Source organism: Pseudomonas sp. OTU750018 (genome assembly GCF_011636575.1).
Lineage (GTDB): Bacteria > Pseudomonadota > Gammaproteobacteria > Pseudomonadales > Pseudomonadaceae > Aquipseudomonas > Aquipseudomonas peli.
In genome coordinates this window covers 796,207-811,929 of the sequence record NZ_JAAPAU010000001.1, presented here as the reverse complement: position 1 = coordinate 811,929, position 15,723 = coordinate 796,207, and the positions used below count along the sequence as shown (strand labels likewise).

The window sequence follows — 15,723 nt, the reverse complement described above, 5'->3', positions numbered from 1 at the left end:
GCTACAGGATTAAACATCATGAAAAAATTATTCGTCTGCCTGGCCATGCTCTTGCTGGCCCCGTTGACTCAAGCTGCCACCGAACCGCGCACCGTCGATCTGCTGGTGCTCTACACCAAAGAGGCGCAAGCCCTGCCTAATGGGCGTGACATTGACGCACGCATCGCCAGCTACATCGAATTTGCCAACAACGCGTTCAAGAAAAGTAACGTCAACCTGCGTCTGCGCTTGGTCAACCGGCAACTGCTGAACTGGGCCAGCTACCCGACCATATCTGGCAAAGATTTGTCTGCGTTCGCCGCCGACCCGCGGGTACAACAACTGCGTGAAACCTACGGCGCCGACGTGGTGCAACTGATCAGCCGTACCCAAGTGGGCCAGGGCTATGGGGTGTGCGGCATTGGTTACGTGCTCTCCGGCCCGAAGAACAGCGGCACGTTCCAGAATGGCGCCTGGGCCAGTGCCTACGGCATCACCGGCGTGGATTGCAGCCTGAGCACCATGGCTCACGAGATTGGCCACAACCTTGGGCTGCGTCACTCCTACGAGCAAGACCAGACCGAGGGTTACTACACCTACCTGGCTCGGGGCATTCACCAAGGCACCTATGAGTGGGGCCGCGGTTATGGCGTACAGGGTCGTTTCGCGACCATCATGGCCTACCCGCAGGCGTTTAATGCGTCGGTGCAGGCGCCGTTGTTTTCCACCCCAGCGCTGGCTGACAGTACCTGTGCCAACCAGGCGTGTGGCCGTGCCAGCTATGCTGACGCCGCTCGCGCGCTAAATGACATGGCCGCACACATCGCCGCACTGCGTCCGACAAAAGTGCCCGAAACGGTCAACCCCACCAGCACGCCGACCAAACCTACTACGCCCACTGCACCCACCACACCGGTCGCGCCCGTAGCACCACCGGTAACGGCCTGGTGCGCCAAGCCCGCCCTCACAAGCTTGGTAACCAACGGTGAGTTCCGCACCCTGGATGGTTGGAAAACCTTACTTAACGTGGCCAAGCTGAGCCAACTTAACGTCGGTAAAACCTGCCGTGACGACGCGTTGCAATTCGACCTGCCGGCTGGTCGCGACGATATGCTCGCCACCTCTGTCGGCGCGCTCAAGGTGGGCGCCACCTACCGGTTGAAAGCCAAGGTCATGCTCAAGGGCACCAATGTGCGCGGTAACGTGTACTTAGGCATGGTCCATGAGGAAAACGCCGGTATCAGCTACAGCAGCGCCAACGGCGCGATCAAGTCGGTGACCAGCAGCGAGTTCACGCCCATCGACATGACCTTTATCTACCAGCCGCCACCCACCGTCATTCGTAACACCTACCTGGGCCTATTAAGCGTCAACCGTTTGGGTGTGCTGCTGGACGAAGTTCAGCTCAGCGAAGTGACGCCCACCTCCGCGGTCAAGCCAGTTACGCCAGCGGCATTCAGTTGGCCGTTCGACAGCGCGATCGGTGAGTGGACTGGCTTCTACGGCAGCAATCGGCTCACCGCGCTGGCGAAGACCGGCAAGTCGCTGGAGGTCTATGCGCGTAAGGCCGATGGCACTGGCGCTAGCCTGTTGCTAGCCGGCAAGGTGCAGCCAGGTTTGTCGTATCGCTTCAACGCTGACGTGATGGTGAGCCGCACCGCCAGCGTCGCTGCGCTGTCCTATGCCTACCTCTACCTTGAAGACACGTCCGGCAAAGCTCGTACGCTGTCACTCGGTGTGGTGAATACCAAGGGCGGCGTTTGGAGCAAGTTGCAGCAGACCTTCCAGGTGCCGGCCGGCGCTTATCGACGCATGGAACTGCTGGTGCTTGGTACCCGCCCAGACCAATCGCTGTACCTGGATAACATCAGCCTTAACCGGCTCTAGCCGAAAAAAACTGGCGCCCGTGGTTGGCGCGCCAGTTTTTTTGCCTGCGGTTAATGCGCCGAAGAGGGTGAGGTCGGCGTACGACGGCTGCGAATAGAGTCCAGCGCCGCCAAGACCAGCAGCAGGCACACGGCGTACCAGGCGTCGTTGCCCAGGGCGACCATCACCAGGGCACAGAGCAGCGCGCTAAACGCCGCCACCCACCGCCACAGTCCTTTTAACAGCACCCAGCCAGCGGCCATGCTGAACAGATAAATCAGCACAAAGTTGCCATTGGCATAGCGGATGAGTTGGTCCACCGACAGCTGCATCACCGCTGCCAAGCTGGCGCACAGGGCGCAGATCATCACCACCAGCAACAAGGCGCGAGCCGGCACACCGTGATGGTTGCGTTGGGCCAGCGGGCGCGGCAATTTGCCTTCATCGGCCAGGCTCCAGATCAACCGCGCAAAGCCCTGCACATAGACATTCATCGAAGCAAAGCAGGCCAAGTAGCCGATCAGCGCACTAAGCCAACGGGCCTTGGCGCCGAACAGTTGGTCGAGCATACGCGGTAGGGACGCAGCATCGGCCTGCACATCGCCGTAGGCATGAAAACTCAATACCGCCACCGAAAAGGCCCAGTACACCAGGCCTGCCAGCAGCACACCCAACAGCAGCGCCAGTGGGAAGTCGCGTTCAGGGTTCTTGAACTCCTCGCCCATATGGGTAAAGGCTTCGATGCCGACAAAACACCAGAACATCACCCCCAGCGCGACGGGCAACAGATGCCAGGAACCACTCAGTTCCGGCAGCAAAGGTTGATTGGCGTGGGGCAAATCACCGGCCCACCAGATCAACCCCACCGTGGCAATAATCGCCAAGGCAATCGCCCCCTGCATCATGCCCGAGGCCTTTGCCGGACGTTGGCCGAGGAGCAACATCGCCCCCAGCGTGGCGAGCTGAATCAGCAGCGCTTCACCGCGGCCGATGGCAAACAAGGCCTGGAAAAAACCGGTGGAAATATTCAGCGCTGCCGGCAAACCCACTGGCAACACCGCAAGAAACAGCAGCGCGCTGATACGCTCCATCCGCGGTCCAAAGGCGCGGCCAATCAAATGCGGCGCGCCGCCAGCATAGGGAAAGTGCCGACCCAGCTGAGCGAAGGTAAACGCCACTGGCAGCACCAGAGCGATCAGCAGCATCCAGGCCCATAACGACGCCTCGCCAGCAGCAGTGGCGGCCAGCGCTGGGATCACAAAAATCCCGGTGCCCAGCAGTGAAGTACTTAGCAGGCCAATCCCTTGCAGCAGGCCCAATTCCGGGTTCAGACGACTCATGTTGTATGCTCTGCGGTTTCGTTCGCCATGTTAAATCGCCCGCCTGTTACAGGCTGCTGGCGAAGCGTCGGCTTTAACCGACGATCTGGCGCATTTGGCCGTCAAATTGCCTTTTTCGAGAGCTCCGCGTGGACAAGTTCGATCAGCAGATACTCGCCCTGTTACGCGCCGATGCGCGTTTGCCCGTCAGCCAGATCGCCCGCGAGGTCAACCTGTCGCGTTCGGCGGTCAGCGAGCGGATTCGTCAGCTGGAGCACGCTGGGGTGATCAGCGGCTATCACGCCCAGGTGACGGTGCCGGGTGCTGCTGGGATTAAGGCCTATCTGGAGCTGTTCTACCAGGGCGGGCGCTGCGAGCACTATGTCGAGCTGATGCGCGTATACCCGGAAGTGCGCCGTTGCAGTGGCATCAGCGGTGAGACCGATATGCTGGTGTCCATCGAAGCCGCGTCGATGCAGCGCCTGAGCGAGATTCGCGGCGAGATCGAAAACTTCCCCGGTATGCAGAAAGTGAAGACCCATATGGTGGTCAAGGACTGGCAGTTTTGACTCAGCCCATACGCATTTTGCACACCTCCGACTGGCACCTCGGCCAGCACTTTATGGGCAAGACCCGCCAGGCCGAGCATCAGGCGTTCTGCGCCTGGCTGATCGAACAGGTACGCGAGCATGCGGTCGATGCCGTGCTGATCGCCGGCGATATCTTCGACACTGGCGCGCCGCCGAGCTACGCCCGCGAACAGTACAACCGCTTTATCGTCGAGTTGCGTGGCACCGGCTGTGAGCTGGTGGTGCTAGGCGGCAATCACGATTCAGTGGCCATGCTTGGTGAGAGCAAGACGCTGCTGGCGCAGTTGGGGACGCGGGTAATTCCCGGCGTCTGCGAGCAGCTGGATGAACAGCTGCTGGTGCTGCATCGGCGCGACGGCTCGCCGGGTGCGATCCTCTGTGGCATCCCCTTTATCCGCCCGCGCGATGTATTACTTAGCCAGGCCGGACAGAGCTCCCAGGACAAGCAGCAGTCGCTGCAACAGGCGATCCAGCAACACTATCAGGACCTCTACGCCTTGGCCGAGGCGAAGCGTGCCGAACTGGGAGGTGATCTGCCGATTATTGCCACGGGGCATCTCACTACTGTGGGTGCCAGTGCCAGCGATTCGGTGCGCGAGATTTATGTCGGCAGCCTAGAGGCCTTTCCCACCAGTGCCTTTCCGCCGGCGGCCTATATCGCCCTGGGGCATATCCACCGGCCGCAGAAGGTCGGCGGCCTGGAGCATATCCGCTACTGCGGCTCGCCGATTGCGCTGAGCTTCGATGAAGCCAAACAGCAGAAAGAGGTGCTGCTGGTGGAGCTGGATAGCAACGGCTTGCGCCAGATCACGGCGCTGCCGGTGCCGCGTTTTCAGCCGTTGCTGTCCTTACGCGGCTCGCTAAAAGAGCTGGACGGGCAGATCAAGCAAGCGGCGGAGCAGGGCAGTGTCGAGCTGCCGGTATGGCTGGAAGTGCTGGTCGGTACCGACGATTACCTGAATGATTTGCAGCTGCGTATCGCCGCCCTATGCGACGGCCTTCCGGTGGAGGTGCTGCGCATTCGCCGCGAGCGCGGTAATGCCAGCGCGAGCTTGCAGGGCCAGGCCAAGGAAACCCTGGATGAGCTAAGCGTTGATGATGTATTCGCCCAACGCCTGAGCCACGAATCATTCGATGAACGCGAACAGGCCCGTATGCTGGCGCTGTATCAGCAGGTGGTCAGCGAGTTGCGTGAGGGTGACGTATGAAAATCCTCAGCCTGCGCCTGAAAAACCTCAATTCGCTCAAAGGCGAGTGGAAGATCGACTTCAACGCCGAGCCGTTCAAGGACAACGGTCTGTTCGCTATCACCGGGCCGACCGGCGCGGGCAAGACCACGCTGCTGGATGCCATCTGCCTGGCGCTTTACCACCGCACGCCGCGCATGAGCACGGTGTCGGCCAGCGCCAATGAACTGATGAGCCGGCATACCGCCGACTGCCTGGCCGAGGTCGAATTCGAGGTCAAGGGCGTGGGTTACCGCGCCTTCTGGAGTCAGCGTCGTGCCCGCGATAAAGCAGACGGCGCACTGCAGGCGCCCAAGGTCGAACTGGCCGATGCCAGTGGGCAGATCATCACCGACAAGATCAACGAGAAGCTGCGTGAGACCGAGCGCCTCACAGGTCTCGATTTCGAGCGCTTTACCAAATCCATGCTGCTGGCTCAGGGCGGTTTCGCTGCCTTTCTCGAAGCCAACGCCAACCAGCGTGCCGAGCTGCTGGAAGAACTAACCGGTACCGATATCTACGGGCAGATTTCTCAGCGGGTATTCGAGCAGTGTCGCGAGGTGAAAGTCGCTCTCGACCAGCTGCGTGCACGCGCTGATGGTGTCGAGCTGCTAAGCGAAGAGCAGCGTACCGAGCTGCAAGCGCAGGCCAAGCAACTGGCTATTGATGAAGCTGCCCTGGGCACAGAGCAAACCGAGTTGCAGCGCCAGCGCCGCTGGTGCGAGGAGCTGAGCAAGACCCAGACTCAGTTGCACGCCAGCCAGCAGGCCGAGCAGGCGGCGCAACAGGAGTTACAACAGGCCCAGCCGCAGCTGGCGCAACTGGCTTTTAGCGAACCGGCGCTGCGTTTGCAGCCGTTGCACCATGACTGGCAGCATGCCCGCCAAAGCCTGGCGCAGACCGAGCAGGGCTTGCAGCAGAATGCCGCTGAGCAGCGCCAGATTGAGCAGACTGTTGCCGAGCACAGCTGGCAGGCTCGCGAACTTAGCGCCTTGCTGCTTGCCGATTGCCAGGCGCAGCGCCAGCAACTGGCCGAACGTCTGCAGCAGGTGCAGCAACAACTGGCCGCGCAGCCGCAGCATGGCCGTCTGGGTGAGCAGCTGGGCAGTTGGGGCGAGCAGCTAAAGGCACGCGAGCAACAGATTGAGGAAATCGCCCAGCTGCAACTGAACCAGCAGCAACTGCAAGAAACCATCGCCGCCCTGCAGGCGCAGCTCGGTCAGCAGGCTGAACAGCTCAGCACCGAGCAGGCCCGTTTGCAACAATCGCGCGAGCAGGAAAAGGTCGCACAACAGCAACGCGATGAATTATTGGTTGGGCGCAGCGAAGCGGCCCTGCGTGAGCGCTGGCAGCAGCTGCATATCCATGGCAGTGTGCTGACGCAGTTGGGCGAACTGGCAGCGGCCCAACAGCGCCTGACGGGCGAGCAAGAGCAGTTGGCCAGTGCGCTGACGCTATTGCGTGAGCAACATCAAACCAAGAACGCCGAAGTGGCGCAGCTGCGTCTGAGCTACAAGGACCTGCAGCAACAGGTGCAGGCCCAGGAAAAGCTGCTGGAGCAGGAGCAGCGAATCCAGGCTCTGGAAACCCATCGCGCCCAGCTGCAACCCGGCGAGGCCTGCCCGCTGTGTGGCTCCGAGTCTCACCCGGCGATCAGTGCCTACCAGGCCCTGGATGTGTCGGCGACCAAGACGCTGCTCAATAGCAAGCGCACTGAGCTGGAAGCCCTGACTGAACAAGGTCGGCAACTGGCTGGCGAGCTGGAAAAGCTCGCCGCGCGCCTGGAGCAGCAAGAGCAGCAGTTCGAGCGTGGCCAGCAGACCCAGGCCGAGCAGGGCGAGCGCTGGCAGGCGCTTAGCGCGCAGCTGGAAAACCCGCTGACCGATGCCATTGCCCTGGCTGATCAGCAGGCGCAGCAGAGCGTTGAGTTGCAACAACTGCAGCAGTGTCTTGAACAGCTGCAACAGCTCAACAGCCAACTTGAGCAACGCCAGCAGGCGCGGTTGGGTTTGCAGCAACTGTGCAGCGAGCTGGAACAGCAGCAGGCGCTTAATCGCCTGCTACTGCAGCAACGTCAGGAGCAGAGTGAGCAAGGGCAATTGCGCGTGCAGCAGTTGCTGGAGGTTGCCAGCGAGCGTAGCGCCAGCCTAAGCCAAGCTTTGGCCGAGTTCGACTATCAGCTGCCGGACGACGCCAGCGCCTGGCTGGCTGAGCGTCAGGCCGAGTGGCAGCGCTGGCAGCACAATCAGCAGCAGTGCCTGGATTTACAGCGCGAGTTAAGCGAGCTGGATCATGGGCTACAAAACGCAGCTCAGCTTGCCCGGCTCTGGCAGCAACGCTGGGATGTATTGGGCCTGGCCGATCAACCGGCTTTGGCCAAGCCCGCCGATGCGCAGGCGGCTTTGCAGCAGGCGCAGATGCAACTGGAAGAGGCGCAGCGCCGCCAGCAGCAGCTTTCCGGTAGCCGTCAGGCCCTGGCCAGCCGTCTGCAGGATGATCAGGCGCGCCTGCAACAGACCGAGCAGCTGTGGACGGCCGCTCTGGTTGCCAGCCCTTATAATGCCGAAGCCGATTATCTGGCCGCCTTGCTGGATGAGGCGCAGCGTGCCGCGTTGCAGCAATTGCGTCAGCGTCTGGAGAAGGCCTTGAACGATGCTCAGGCCTTGGTCCGTGCCGCCACGCAGCAATTGGCCGCCCTACAAGCTAGCCCGGCCACCGCGCTTAGCCTGGCGCAGTTGGATGAGCAGCTGCTTGCTCTGAACGTCCAGCTAAAAGCCCTAAGCGAACGCCAGGGCGAAATCCGCGCTCAGCTGCAAGGTGACGACGCCCGAAGGCAAGGCCAGCAAAGCCTGTTTGCCGAGATCCAAGCCAAGCAGGGTGAATACGACTTATGGCAGCAACTTAACAGCCTGATCGGCTCGGCCGATGGCGCCAAGTACCGCAAGTTCGCCCAGGGACTGACCCTGGATCATCTGGTCTACCTGGCCAATCAGCAGCTCGAACGCCTGCACGGCCGCTACCAGTTGGCGCGGCGCAGCAGCGGAGAACTGGAGCTGGAGGTGATCGACACCTGGCAGGCCGATGCGGCGCGCGACACCAAGACCCTGTCCGGTGGAGAGAGCTTTCTGGTCAGCCTGGCCCTGGCCTTGGCGCTGTCCGATCTGGTTAGCCATAAAACCAGTATCGACTCACTGTTTCTTGATGAAGGCTTCGGCACCCTGGACGGCGAAACCCTCGAGGTGGCGCTGGATGCCCTGGATAACCTCAACGCCAGCGGCAAGATGATTGGCGTGATCAGCCACGTCGAGGCGCTCAAGGAGCGCATCCCAGTGCAGCTGAAAGTGCACAAGGGCGTCGGCATGGGCTACAGCGGCCTGGATAAGCGCTTTGCGGTGAGTGTTCGAGACAATTGATCTGCGCCAGCGTTGCTTGGGCTATGCCTACCTATACTGAAAAACAGCGCGCAGGAAGCCGCACCCATTATCAGGAAACGACGCTTTCCACTGTCTCGGAGCATTGCAATTGGCCAAGCTGTTGATCTACCTGCTGTGCTGCTGTTGCCTGGTTTTTGATGCCCACGCGGCCCCACGTTCGGCCGAGGCTTTGACCCTCTGTTATGAAGACAAGAACTCTTACCCCTGGGTGATGGCCGACGGCCGCGGGCTCAATCTGCAGCTGCTGCGCCTGGTTGCCGATGCCTTGCCAGTGCAGTTCAGCTTTGTTGCCGTACCCTGGAAACGCTGCCTGTCCGGGCTTGCTCAAGGTACTTATGACGGCGCTTTTGCCTCCAGCTTTAAGGAGGAGCGTTTGCTTCTCGGTCGCTACCCACAGGATGCCGAGGGCCGGCTGGATGAACGCAAGCGACTGCACACCTCGATCTATGCCCTGTACCGACGCAAAGACAGTCTGGTGAGCTGGGATGGTGAAGAGTTTCGCCAACTGCATGGGCGGGTGGGGGCTTTGAGCGGCTTTTCGGTTGCCGATTTTATTCGCGCTCAGGGCGCCGAGGTGGATGAAACCAGCCGTGATCCCCTGGCGCTGTTGCAGATGCTCAGCCTTAAACGCATCGAAGCGGCGGCGCTACAGAGCCTGCGTGGCGACTTTGTGCTGCAGAGCAATCCTGAGCTGGCAGCGCTGCTGGAGAAGGTCAAACTGCCGCTGGAAGAGAAGGCCTACTACCTGATGCTGTCCAACGCCTATGTGGCGGATAACCCCGCGTATGCCGCGCGTATCTGGGATGAAATTGAGCGTCAGCGCGAGTCGGTGACGTATCGGCAGCAGGTGCGGGATTTTCTGGCACGCTCTCAGCCCTGAGTCGGTTAATGCTTGGAGCCTGTCAAGGGCAGGTGCATGATCGTGCTTCGCCTCAATGAGTATTGCTGCATGGCCAAGCCTCCCGCCGCTCCACCGTCTGCCTCTGCGCTTGGGCGCTTTCTGACCTTGGCCGGTACGGCCACACGTATCGGCGGTAGCGTATTGGGACAACGGTTGCGTCCAGGGCGCAGCGCGATTGATTGGCAGCCGGTGGGCGATCTGCTCACCGATGTCCTGGGTGAGATGAAAGGCCCGGTGCTGAAGCTGGGGCAAATGGCTTCGCAGTGGCAGGGTGTGTTGCCTGAGCCGGTGGCCAAGGCGCTGGCCTCGCTGCAGAACCGCGTACCGGCCTTGCCCTTCAGCGCACTTCGCGGGCACCTGCAGCAGGTGTATGGCGCGGACCTTGGGCAGTTCTTCCAGCAGATTGATGAGCAGCCTTTCGCCGCTGCGTCCCTTGGCCAGGTGCATCGCGCTATCGCGGCGGATGGTCGGGCGCTGGTGCTCAAGGTGCAATACCCAGGCATCGCCGAGATCTGCCAGGCGGATCTGCGCCAGCTGCGCCGCTTATTGCCGCTGGGGCGTCTGTTCCGCGCGCCGGCCGCACAGCTGGAAGGGCTGTATCAAGAGCTGGCAGCCGTGATTGAAGCTGAGTTGGACTACCCAGCGGAGATGCGCCGCTTGCAGGACTTTCGCGCGCATTTCGCCGATTGGCCTGGCTTGCGTCTGCCGCAGCCGCAGGAGGACCTGTGCCGGCCCGGTGTGCTGGCGCTCAGTGAGGAGGCCGGTTTGCCGTTTGCCGAGGTCAGCCAGGCCAGTGCCGACGTGCGTGAGCGCCTGGCCCTGACGCTGGTGCGCTGGTTGAGTGCCCAAGCCTTTGAGCTGGGCCTGCTGCATGCCGATCCGCATCCGGGCAATTTCGCTTACACCGCTGCCGGTGAGCTGGTGGTATATGACTTCGGCTGTGTGCAGACGCTGTCCGCGCCCTTGTTGGCGGCCTATGTGCAAACCTACAAGGCGCTGCAGGCTCGCGACGGCGAACAGCTGGAAAAGGCCTTCCAGGCGCTGGGAACACGCCAGCCGCAATCCACCACACCCTATGGCTTGTACCGCCAGCTGCATGGTTTGCTCGGGCCGCTGTTGCAACCTGGTGTGCACTGGGACTTTGCTGCCACGCCGCTGCATGAGCAGGTGCAACGGCTGTTACCCGATGTGCTGGGTGCGTTGGGCAGTCTGCAACCGGCACCGGCCACCTTACTGGTCAATCGCACGCTGGAAGGGCATTACTGGAACCTCAGCCGCCTCGGTGTGGCGCTGCCGGTGGCCGATCTGCTGCAGGTGCAGCTGGCTGGGCGTTAGCGCATGGTTTTAACGGGTACGGCTTGGCCATTTTCGATACGGGTCAGGAAGACCGTGCTGGAGCCCTGATGCTGGCTGCGCGAGAACGCCACCTTGAAGCCGCCCAGGTCCGTTTCGAGGTGTTCAAGCGCATCGAGAAACGTCTCGCGCGTAGGCTCAGTACCGGCTTTGCGCAACGCCTGAGTAAACACCGCCGCGCCGATATAGCCCTCCAGCGAGGCATGGTCAAAATCGCCGGGTTGCATATTGGCCTGATAGGCGCGCACCAGCGCCAGCGAACGGTCGTCAGGTGAGGGCACTACCTGGGATATATACACCCCATCGCCATCACTGCCGATCTCACGGATAAACCCCTCGGTGCCGATAAACGACACGCTGATAAAGCGTGTATTGAAGCCCAGCGCTTTCGCCTGTTTGATCGAGGCCGCCAGTTGCCTGTAAGTGCCGACAAAGAACACCGCTTCCGGCCGGGTGCGCTGCAAGGCCTGGATGGCAGCAGTCACGTCCAGCGAATTGCGCTGGATGCGCGCTTGCTCATGAATCTTCAGCTCGCGCTTGAGCAGGGCGCCATTAAGGCCGCCCTTGACCGATTCACCGAAGGAGTCGTCCTGCATCAGGATGGCGATCTTGCTCAGCTTGAGGTCCTGGGTCATGCGCTCGACCAGATGCTCGGTTTCCTCGATATAGGACGCGCGAATATTGAACACCCCAGGTCTTGCCGGTGTGCGCAGAAACTCGGCGCCGGTAAAGGGGAACAGGTAAGGCACTTGCGCCCGCAGCGCCAGCGGCACGGCGGCGCGTGAGGTGGGCGTGCCGACATAGCCGAGCAGGGCGAACACCTGCTGGGTTTTCAGCAGGCTGCGGGTGTGTGCGGCGGTCTGGCTGGGCTCGTAGCCATCGTCGCGGCTGAGCAGGGTGATGCGCCGGCCATGCACACCGCCTTCGGCGTTGACGCGCTTGAAGTAGGCCTGAGCGCCATTGAGCATGCCCAACCCCAGGGCTGCCGCCGGGCCGCTCTGCGCATTGACCATGCCGATCCGCACTTCATCCGTGCTCAGGCCTGGCTCCGCTGCGCTGGCAAAACCCGGTATCAGCAGGCAGCTGATCACCAGGCCACGCAGCAGCTGTCGAGAGGTCATCGATACGCTCCTTGCCCTGATTGCAGGCGACTGCAGGACCTGCTCGTCCATTTCTTCTTGTTCTGGCTGTGCATGTGATCCTCTAAAACACTCTAGTCAGTTGTGCATAAAAGACCGGTTTTTACTCGTTTGTGGGTGATGCTGACGGCTCCAGCTGGTACTTGCCTTGCTGTAGATCATCGAAATAACGCTGGTAACGGCCGCTGTCACGGTAAAGCTGCAGGCGCTTATTGAAGCGTTCGAGCAGCGCCGGGCTGCCTTCCAGGCTTTTCGGCAGCATCAGGTAGCTGAGGTTGACCAGCAGCGGTTTAGGGTGATGGGTGATCTTGGCCTGATCTTCTGCGCTGAAGTTGCTACGCAGGGCGGCGTAGCCGACGTTCATCTCCTGCGGGTAGAGCACTACACGCTCCTTGAGCAGTTTTTCGAAGTTCTGCTGGTCGCTGGAGACGCGCTCCATCTTCACCTTGTTCTCGGCGAGAAAGGCATCGAACTGCGGGCCATAACTGTATTCCAGGCCGCCGCCGAGGGTCATGCCGGTGAGATCATCAAAGCGCTGCCAGTCAAAGGGCAGGCTTTTCAGGTGAAAGAACACGAATTGCTCGTCGAGCAATGGCGCACTGAAGAGAAAGTCCGCCTCGCGCTCGGCTTTGTGCATCCACACCGCGCTGGCGTCAAAGCGGCCCGCCGCAGCTGATGAATAAGCGCGTGGCCAGGGCAGAAATTGAAAGGTGACGCGATAGCCTTCATCGGCCAGCAGGTCACTGATCAGGTGGGCGATCACCCCGTTGTGTCGTAACTCGCTGGACAGGTAAGGCGGCCAGTCGCCGACGCTGATCTTCAGTTCTGGCTGTTCGCTGGCTTGCGCGGGCAGCCCCAGCAACAGGCAGAGTCCAATGAACAGGTTTTTCCACTTCATCAAAGCCCCTTAGTGACAACCGGGAATATCGCCAACACGTGTTAATGACCTAGTAATACCACTGCGCAGGCGCAGATAAAACGCCATTAATGTTTCATTAAAACGTCATCGTGCGGGTGAAGACTGCTGCGGATTTGTTCAATCCCCATGTCTCTGCATAAGGATAGTTGCTGTGCTGCGAATCCCTACACTTTGCGCGCTGTTTGCCCTGGCTCCGTTGGCCTCTGCCCTTGAGCTTAAACCCCTGGCGCTGTACGAGAGCGGCTTTGCGGCCGGCACTGAAATTGTCAGCGCGCAGGCCTCGAGCATGCGCGTGATTGTGTCCAATAGCGCCGAAGGCTTGGTCGATGTGCTGCAGCTGGACCCGGCCAAGGGGCTCAATCGCATTGCCCGGCATAACCTGGTGGCAGCCGGTACGGGGGAAATCACCTCGGCGATTTTCCACCCCAGCGAAGACCTGTTTGCCGTGTGCATCCGCAACAGCGATGGCCTGAAAAACGGTCGCGTCGAGTTGCGCTCGGTGGCCGATGGCAAGCTGCTCAATACCGTTGAAATTGGCATCTGGCCTGACAGCCTGGCGTTTTCGCCCAAGGGCGACTTCATCGTGGTGGCCAACGAAGGCGAAGGCTATGTGCGTGGCGGCGAGGGTTTCCGCAGCGGTGAAGGCTCAATCAGCCTGATCGACCTGCGTGGCGGCGTGGCGGCGGCCAAGCACAGCCTGATCACCCTGCCGGACCTGAAAGGTGTCGAAGGCGCGACCCAGGCTGAGCACAAGCGTCTGGTGGAGCGGGTGATCGACGGCGAAGAGTTGAAAGTGCCGTTCGGCACCAGCCCTGAGCATATCGAACCGGAATACGTGACCTTCAGCCCGGACGGCGCGCGTGCCTACGTCAGCCTGCAAGAGAACAACGCGATTGCTGTGGTGGATGTGCTGCAAGGCAAGCTGGACAAAGTGTTTGGCCTGGGCACCGTGCGCCATGCGGCGGACATCGTCGATGACGGCAAGTACGCCCCGGCGGCCGAGCTGTTTGCTCTGCGCGAGCCCGATGCGCTGGCGGTGAGCGCCGATGGCCGTTACCTGGTCAGCGCTGATGAAGGCGATACCGACCCGAAAATCGCCAAGACCAAGGCTGGCCTGCCCAGCGGTGGCGGGCGCACGGTCAGTGTATTCGATGCCATGAGCGGCAGGCTGCTCGGTGATACCGGCAGCCAGCTGGATGATATGGCCGCTCAGGCCGGTGTTTACCCGGATGCGCGCAGCCCCAACAAGGGCAGTGAGCCGGAAGGTGTGGTGAGTTTCGATGCCTTCGGCAAACGTCTGGCTGTGGCAACTCTGGAGCGCGCCGATGCCCTGGCCCTGATTGATCTGGACCAGGCCGAGCAACCCAAGGTGCTGCAAGTGGTGGGTGCCGGTGAAGGCGCAGGTTCCGGCAACCTGGCGCCGGAAGGGCTGGCCCATGTTGAGCGTGAGGGTCGGCATTTCCTGGTCACTGGCCTGGAGAAGAGCGGCAACGTGGCGGTGTTCGAGCTGCTCAAGTAATACGCCTGTTCCGGTCAGGCGCGCCGTCTGCGCCTGGCCGAGTCTCAAACAAGCCGGCCTGTGCGCCGGCTTTTTATGGCCCGCCATCCCTGGCTACTACCTTTCGCGTCGTCGCTGCGCGAGGTTGGAAATCGCGGCAGACGCTTTTTTCTTTACGGCCAGTTCCCCGTCAGCTTCAGGCCCTTTAGAGTGCTGCAGCGCAATCGCGCGGGTATGAGGGGGATAGCTGACGCATGACCGTTTGGGTCGTTTCAATTCTGTTTGTAGTGACCTACCTGGGCATGGCCGCAGGGGGCATCCGTGGCCTGCGCGTTGATCGCAGCTGGATTGCTGGCTGCGCGGCGGTGTTGCTGCTGGTCAGCGGCGCACAATCCCCTGCCGAGGCGGCCAGCCATCTGGATGCCGGTGCACTGTTGCTGCTGTTGGCGCTGATGCTGATCAGTGCGCAGTTCGATTTCTCCGGGGTATACGCCTGGCTTAACCAGCAGCTCAGCCACTATGCCGAGCAACCAGCGCTGTTGCTGCTGGGTGTGGTGGGTTTGGGCGGTGTGCTGTCGGCGCTGTTGGTTAATGACATCGTCGCCTTTGCCCTGACCCCGTTGCTGTGCCATAGCCTACTGGCCCGTGGCCTCGATCCACGGCCATTTCTCCTGGCATTGGCGCTGTCGTGCAATGCCGGCTCCTCCGCGAGCCTGATTGGTAATCCGCAGAACATTTTGATCGGCCAGGCCGGCGGTCTGGATTTCTGGTCCTACACCTGGATTGCCGCCCCGCCCGCACTGGCGGCATTGGCCATTACTTACGCGGTGATCTGGCTGCAGTGGCGCAAACGCTGGGGCACGGCCAAGCCGGCGGCTCAGGCCGAAACCCCGGTGCAGCATATTTATGGTGTGCGCAGTTATCTGAAACCGCTGCTGGCCAGCCTGGTGCTGCTCGGGCTGTTTTCCACCAGCATGCCGCGGGAGATTTCCGCACTGTTGATCGCGGTGCTGGTGATGATCTCGCGTCGGGTGGACAGCCGTGACTATGTGCAGAAGGTAGACTGGAACCTATTACTGCTGTTTGCCGGGTTGTTCGTGGTGACGGGCGCGGCGATGAGCCTGCCGCAGGTCGCCGGTCTGGCCGGTAATCTGGCCGAATTGGGCCTGCTGCCGCACGGGGTGATCACCCTGGCGAGCCTGTCGCTGCTGGCCGGTAACCTGATCGGCAATGTGCCCTATGTGATGTTGCTGCTGGGCGTGTTGCCGGAGGCCAGTGAGGCCTTGCTGGTGGGCCTGGCGATCATGTCGACCCTGGCCGGCAACTTGCTGCTGATCGGCAGCGTGGTCAACCTGATCGTCGCCGAAAGCGCGCGGCGTCAGGGCGTGCCGCTGAGTTTTATCGACTTTGCCCGCAGCGGGGTGCCGGTGACCCTGCTGAGTATGGGCCTGGCTGGGGTATGGCTGGCGTTGGGCGGCTGGCTGCCCTGGTAAGTCTCC

Annotated in this window: 11 protein-coding genes; 8 read left to right on the top strand and 3 right to left on the bottom strand. The window is 61.4% G+C overall.

Annotated features, from left to right (window positions below):
* The first annotated feature begins 18 nt into the window (after positions 1 to 18).
* Complete coding sequence (locus HCI85_RS03960; RefSeq protein WP_167142177.1) at positions 19 to 1,866, top strand: zinc-dependent metalloprotease family protein; 1,848 nt, start codon at positions 19 to 21, stop codon at positions 1,864 to 1,866.
* Between the two features lie 50 nt (positions 1,867 to 1,916).
* On the opposite strand, the gene yjeH is transcribed toward HCI85_RS03960, so the two are convergent.
* Positions 1,917 to 3,185, bottom strand: a complete 1,269-nt coding sequence (yjeH, locus tag HCI85_RS03955; RefSeq protein WP_167142174.1) for an L-methionine/branched-chain amino acid transporter — start codon at positions 3,183 to 3,185, stop codon at positions 1,917 to 1,919.
* Between the two features lie 128 nt (positions 3,186 to 3,313).
* Here yjeH and HCI85_RS03950 point away from each other — a divergent pair, with 128 nt between their 5' ends.
* The 5 genes from HCI85_RS03950 (at position 3,314) to HCI85_RS03930 (ending at position 10,650) form a co-directional block, all read left to right on the top strand.
* Positions 3,314 to 3,733: an Lrp/AsnC family transcriptional regulator gene (locus HCI85_RS03950; RefSeq protein ID WP_167142171.1), complete on the top strand. Its 420-nt coding sequence runs from the start codon at positions 3,314 to 3,316 to the stop codon at positions 3,731 to 3,733.
* Positions 3,734 to 3,741: 8 nt separating this feature from the next.
* Complete coding sequence (gene sbcD / locus HCI85_RS03945) at positions 3,742 to 4,962, top strand: exonuclease subunit SbcD (protein WP_167144254.1); 1,221 nt, start codon at positions 3,742 to 3,744, stop codon at positions 4,960 to 4,962.
* Positions 4,959 to 8,393 carry an AAA family ATPase gene (locus HCI85_RS03940; protein ID WP_167142168.1) on the top strand — a complete coding sequence of 1,145 codons (3,435 nt, stop codon included), beginning with the start codon at positions 4,959 to 4,961 and terminating at the stop codon, positions 8,391 to 8,393. The genes sbcD and HCI85_RS03940 overlap by 4 nt, the downstream gene beginning before the upstream one ends.
* A gap of 109 nt (positions 8,394 to 8,502) precedes the next feature.
* A complete protein-coding gene (locus HCI85_RS03935) occupies positions 8,503 to 9,294 on the top strand; it encodes a substrate-binding periplasmic protein (RefSeq protein WP_176600615.1) in 792 nt (263 codons plus the stop codon).
* A 69-nt stretch (positions 9,295 to 9,363) separates the two neighbouring features.
* Entirely contained in the window at positions 9,364 to 10,650 is a 1,287-nt protein-coding gene (locus HCI85_RS03930; RefSeq protein WP_167142165.1) for an ABC1 kinase family protein, read from the top strand.
* Here the strand turns inward: HCI85_RS03930 and HCI85_RS03925 are convergent.
* The gene (locus HCI85_RS03925; protein ID WP_167142162.1) at positions 10,647 to 11,789 is read right to left on the bottom strand and encodes an ABC transporter substrate-binding protein; all 1,143 of its coding nucleotides are present in this window, start codon (positions 11,787 to 11,789) and stop codon (positions 10,647 to 10,649) included. The genes HCI85_RS03930 and HCI85_RS03925 overlap by 4 nt on opposite strands.
* Before the next feature lie 121 nt (positions 11,790 to 11,910).
* Positions 11,911 to 12,705, bottom strand: coding sequence for a substrate-binding periplasmic protein (locus tag HCI85_RS03920; protein ID WP_167142159.1), 795 nt, complete (start codon positions 12,703 to 12,705; stop codon positions 11,911 to 11,913).
* Between the two features lie 172 nt (positions 12,706 to 12,877).
* Here HCI85_RS03920 and HCI85_RS03915 point away from each other — a divergent pair, with 172 nt between their 5' ends.
* Together HCI85_RS03915 and HCI85_RS03910 are read left to right on the top strand one after the other, a co-directional pair.
* Complete coding sequence (locus tag HCI85_RS03915) at positions 12,878 to 14,245, top strand: choice-of-anchor I domain-containing protein (protein ID WP_167142156.1); 1,368 nt, start codon at positions 12,878 to 12,880, stop codon at positions 14,243 to 14,245.
* 233 nt (positions 14,246 to 14,478) lie between these two features.
* Positions 14,479 to 15,717, top strand: coding sequence for an SLC13 family permease (locus tag HCI85_RS03910; protein WP_167142153.1), 1,239 nt, complete (start codon positions 14,479 to 14,481; stop codon positions 15,715 to 15,717).
* The last annotated feature ends 6 nt before the right edge of the window (positions 15,718 to 15,723 follow it).

Bases quoted from the DNA above. Each gene is read 5' to 3' on its own strand.
- HCI85_RS03930 (WP_167142165.1), top strand. From the start codon at position 9,364: ATGGCCAAGCCTCCCGCCGCTCCACCGTCTGCCTCTGCGCTTGGGCGC.
- HCI85_RS03925 (WP_167142162.1), bottom strand. From the start codon at position 11,789: ATGACCTCTCGACAGCTGCTGCGTGGCCTGGTGATCAGCTGCCTGCTG.
- yjeH (WP_167142174.1), bottom strand. From the start codon at position 3,185: ATGAGTCGTCTGAACCCGGAATTGGGCCTGCTGCAAGGGATTGGCCTG.
- HCI85_RS03960 (WP_167142177.1), top strand. From the start codon at position 19: ATGAAAAAATTATTCGTCTGCCTGGCCATGCTCTTGCTGGCCCCGTTG.
- HCI85_RS03940 (WP_167142168.1), top strand. From the start codon at position 4,959: ATGAAAATCCTCAGCCTGCGCCTGAAAAACCTCAATTCGCTCAAAGGC.
- HCI85_RS03910 (WP_167142153.1), top strand. From the start codon at position 14,479: ATGACCGTTTGGGTCGTTTCAATTCTGTTTGTAGTGACCTACCTGGGC.
- HCI85_RS03920 (WP_167142159.1), bottom strand. From the start codon at position 12,705: ATGAAGTGGAAAAACCTGTTCATTGGACTCTGCCTGTTGCTGGGGCTG.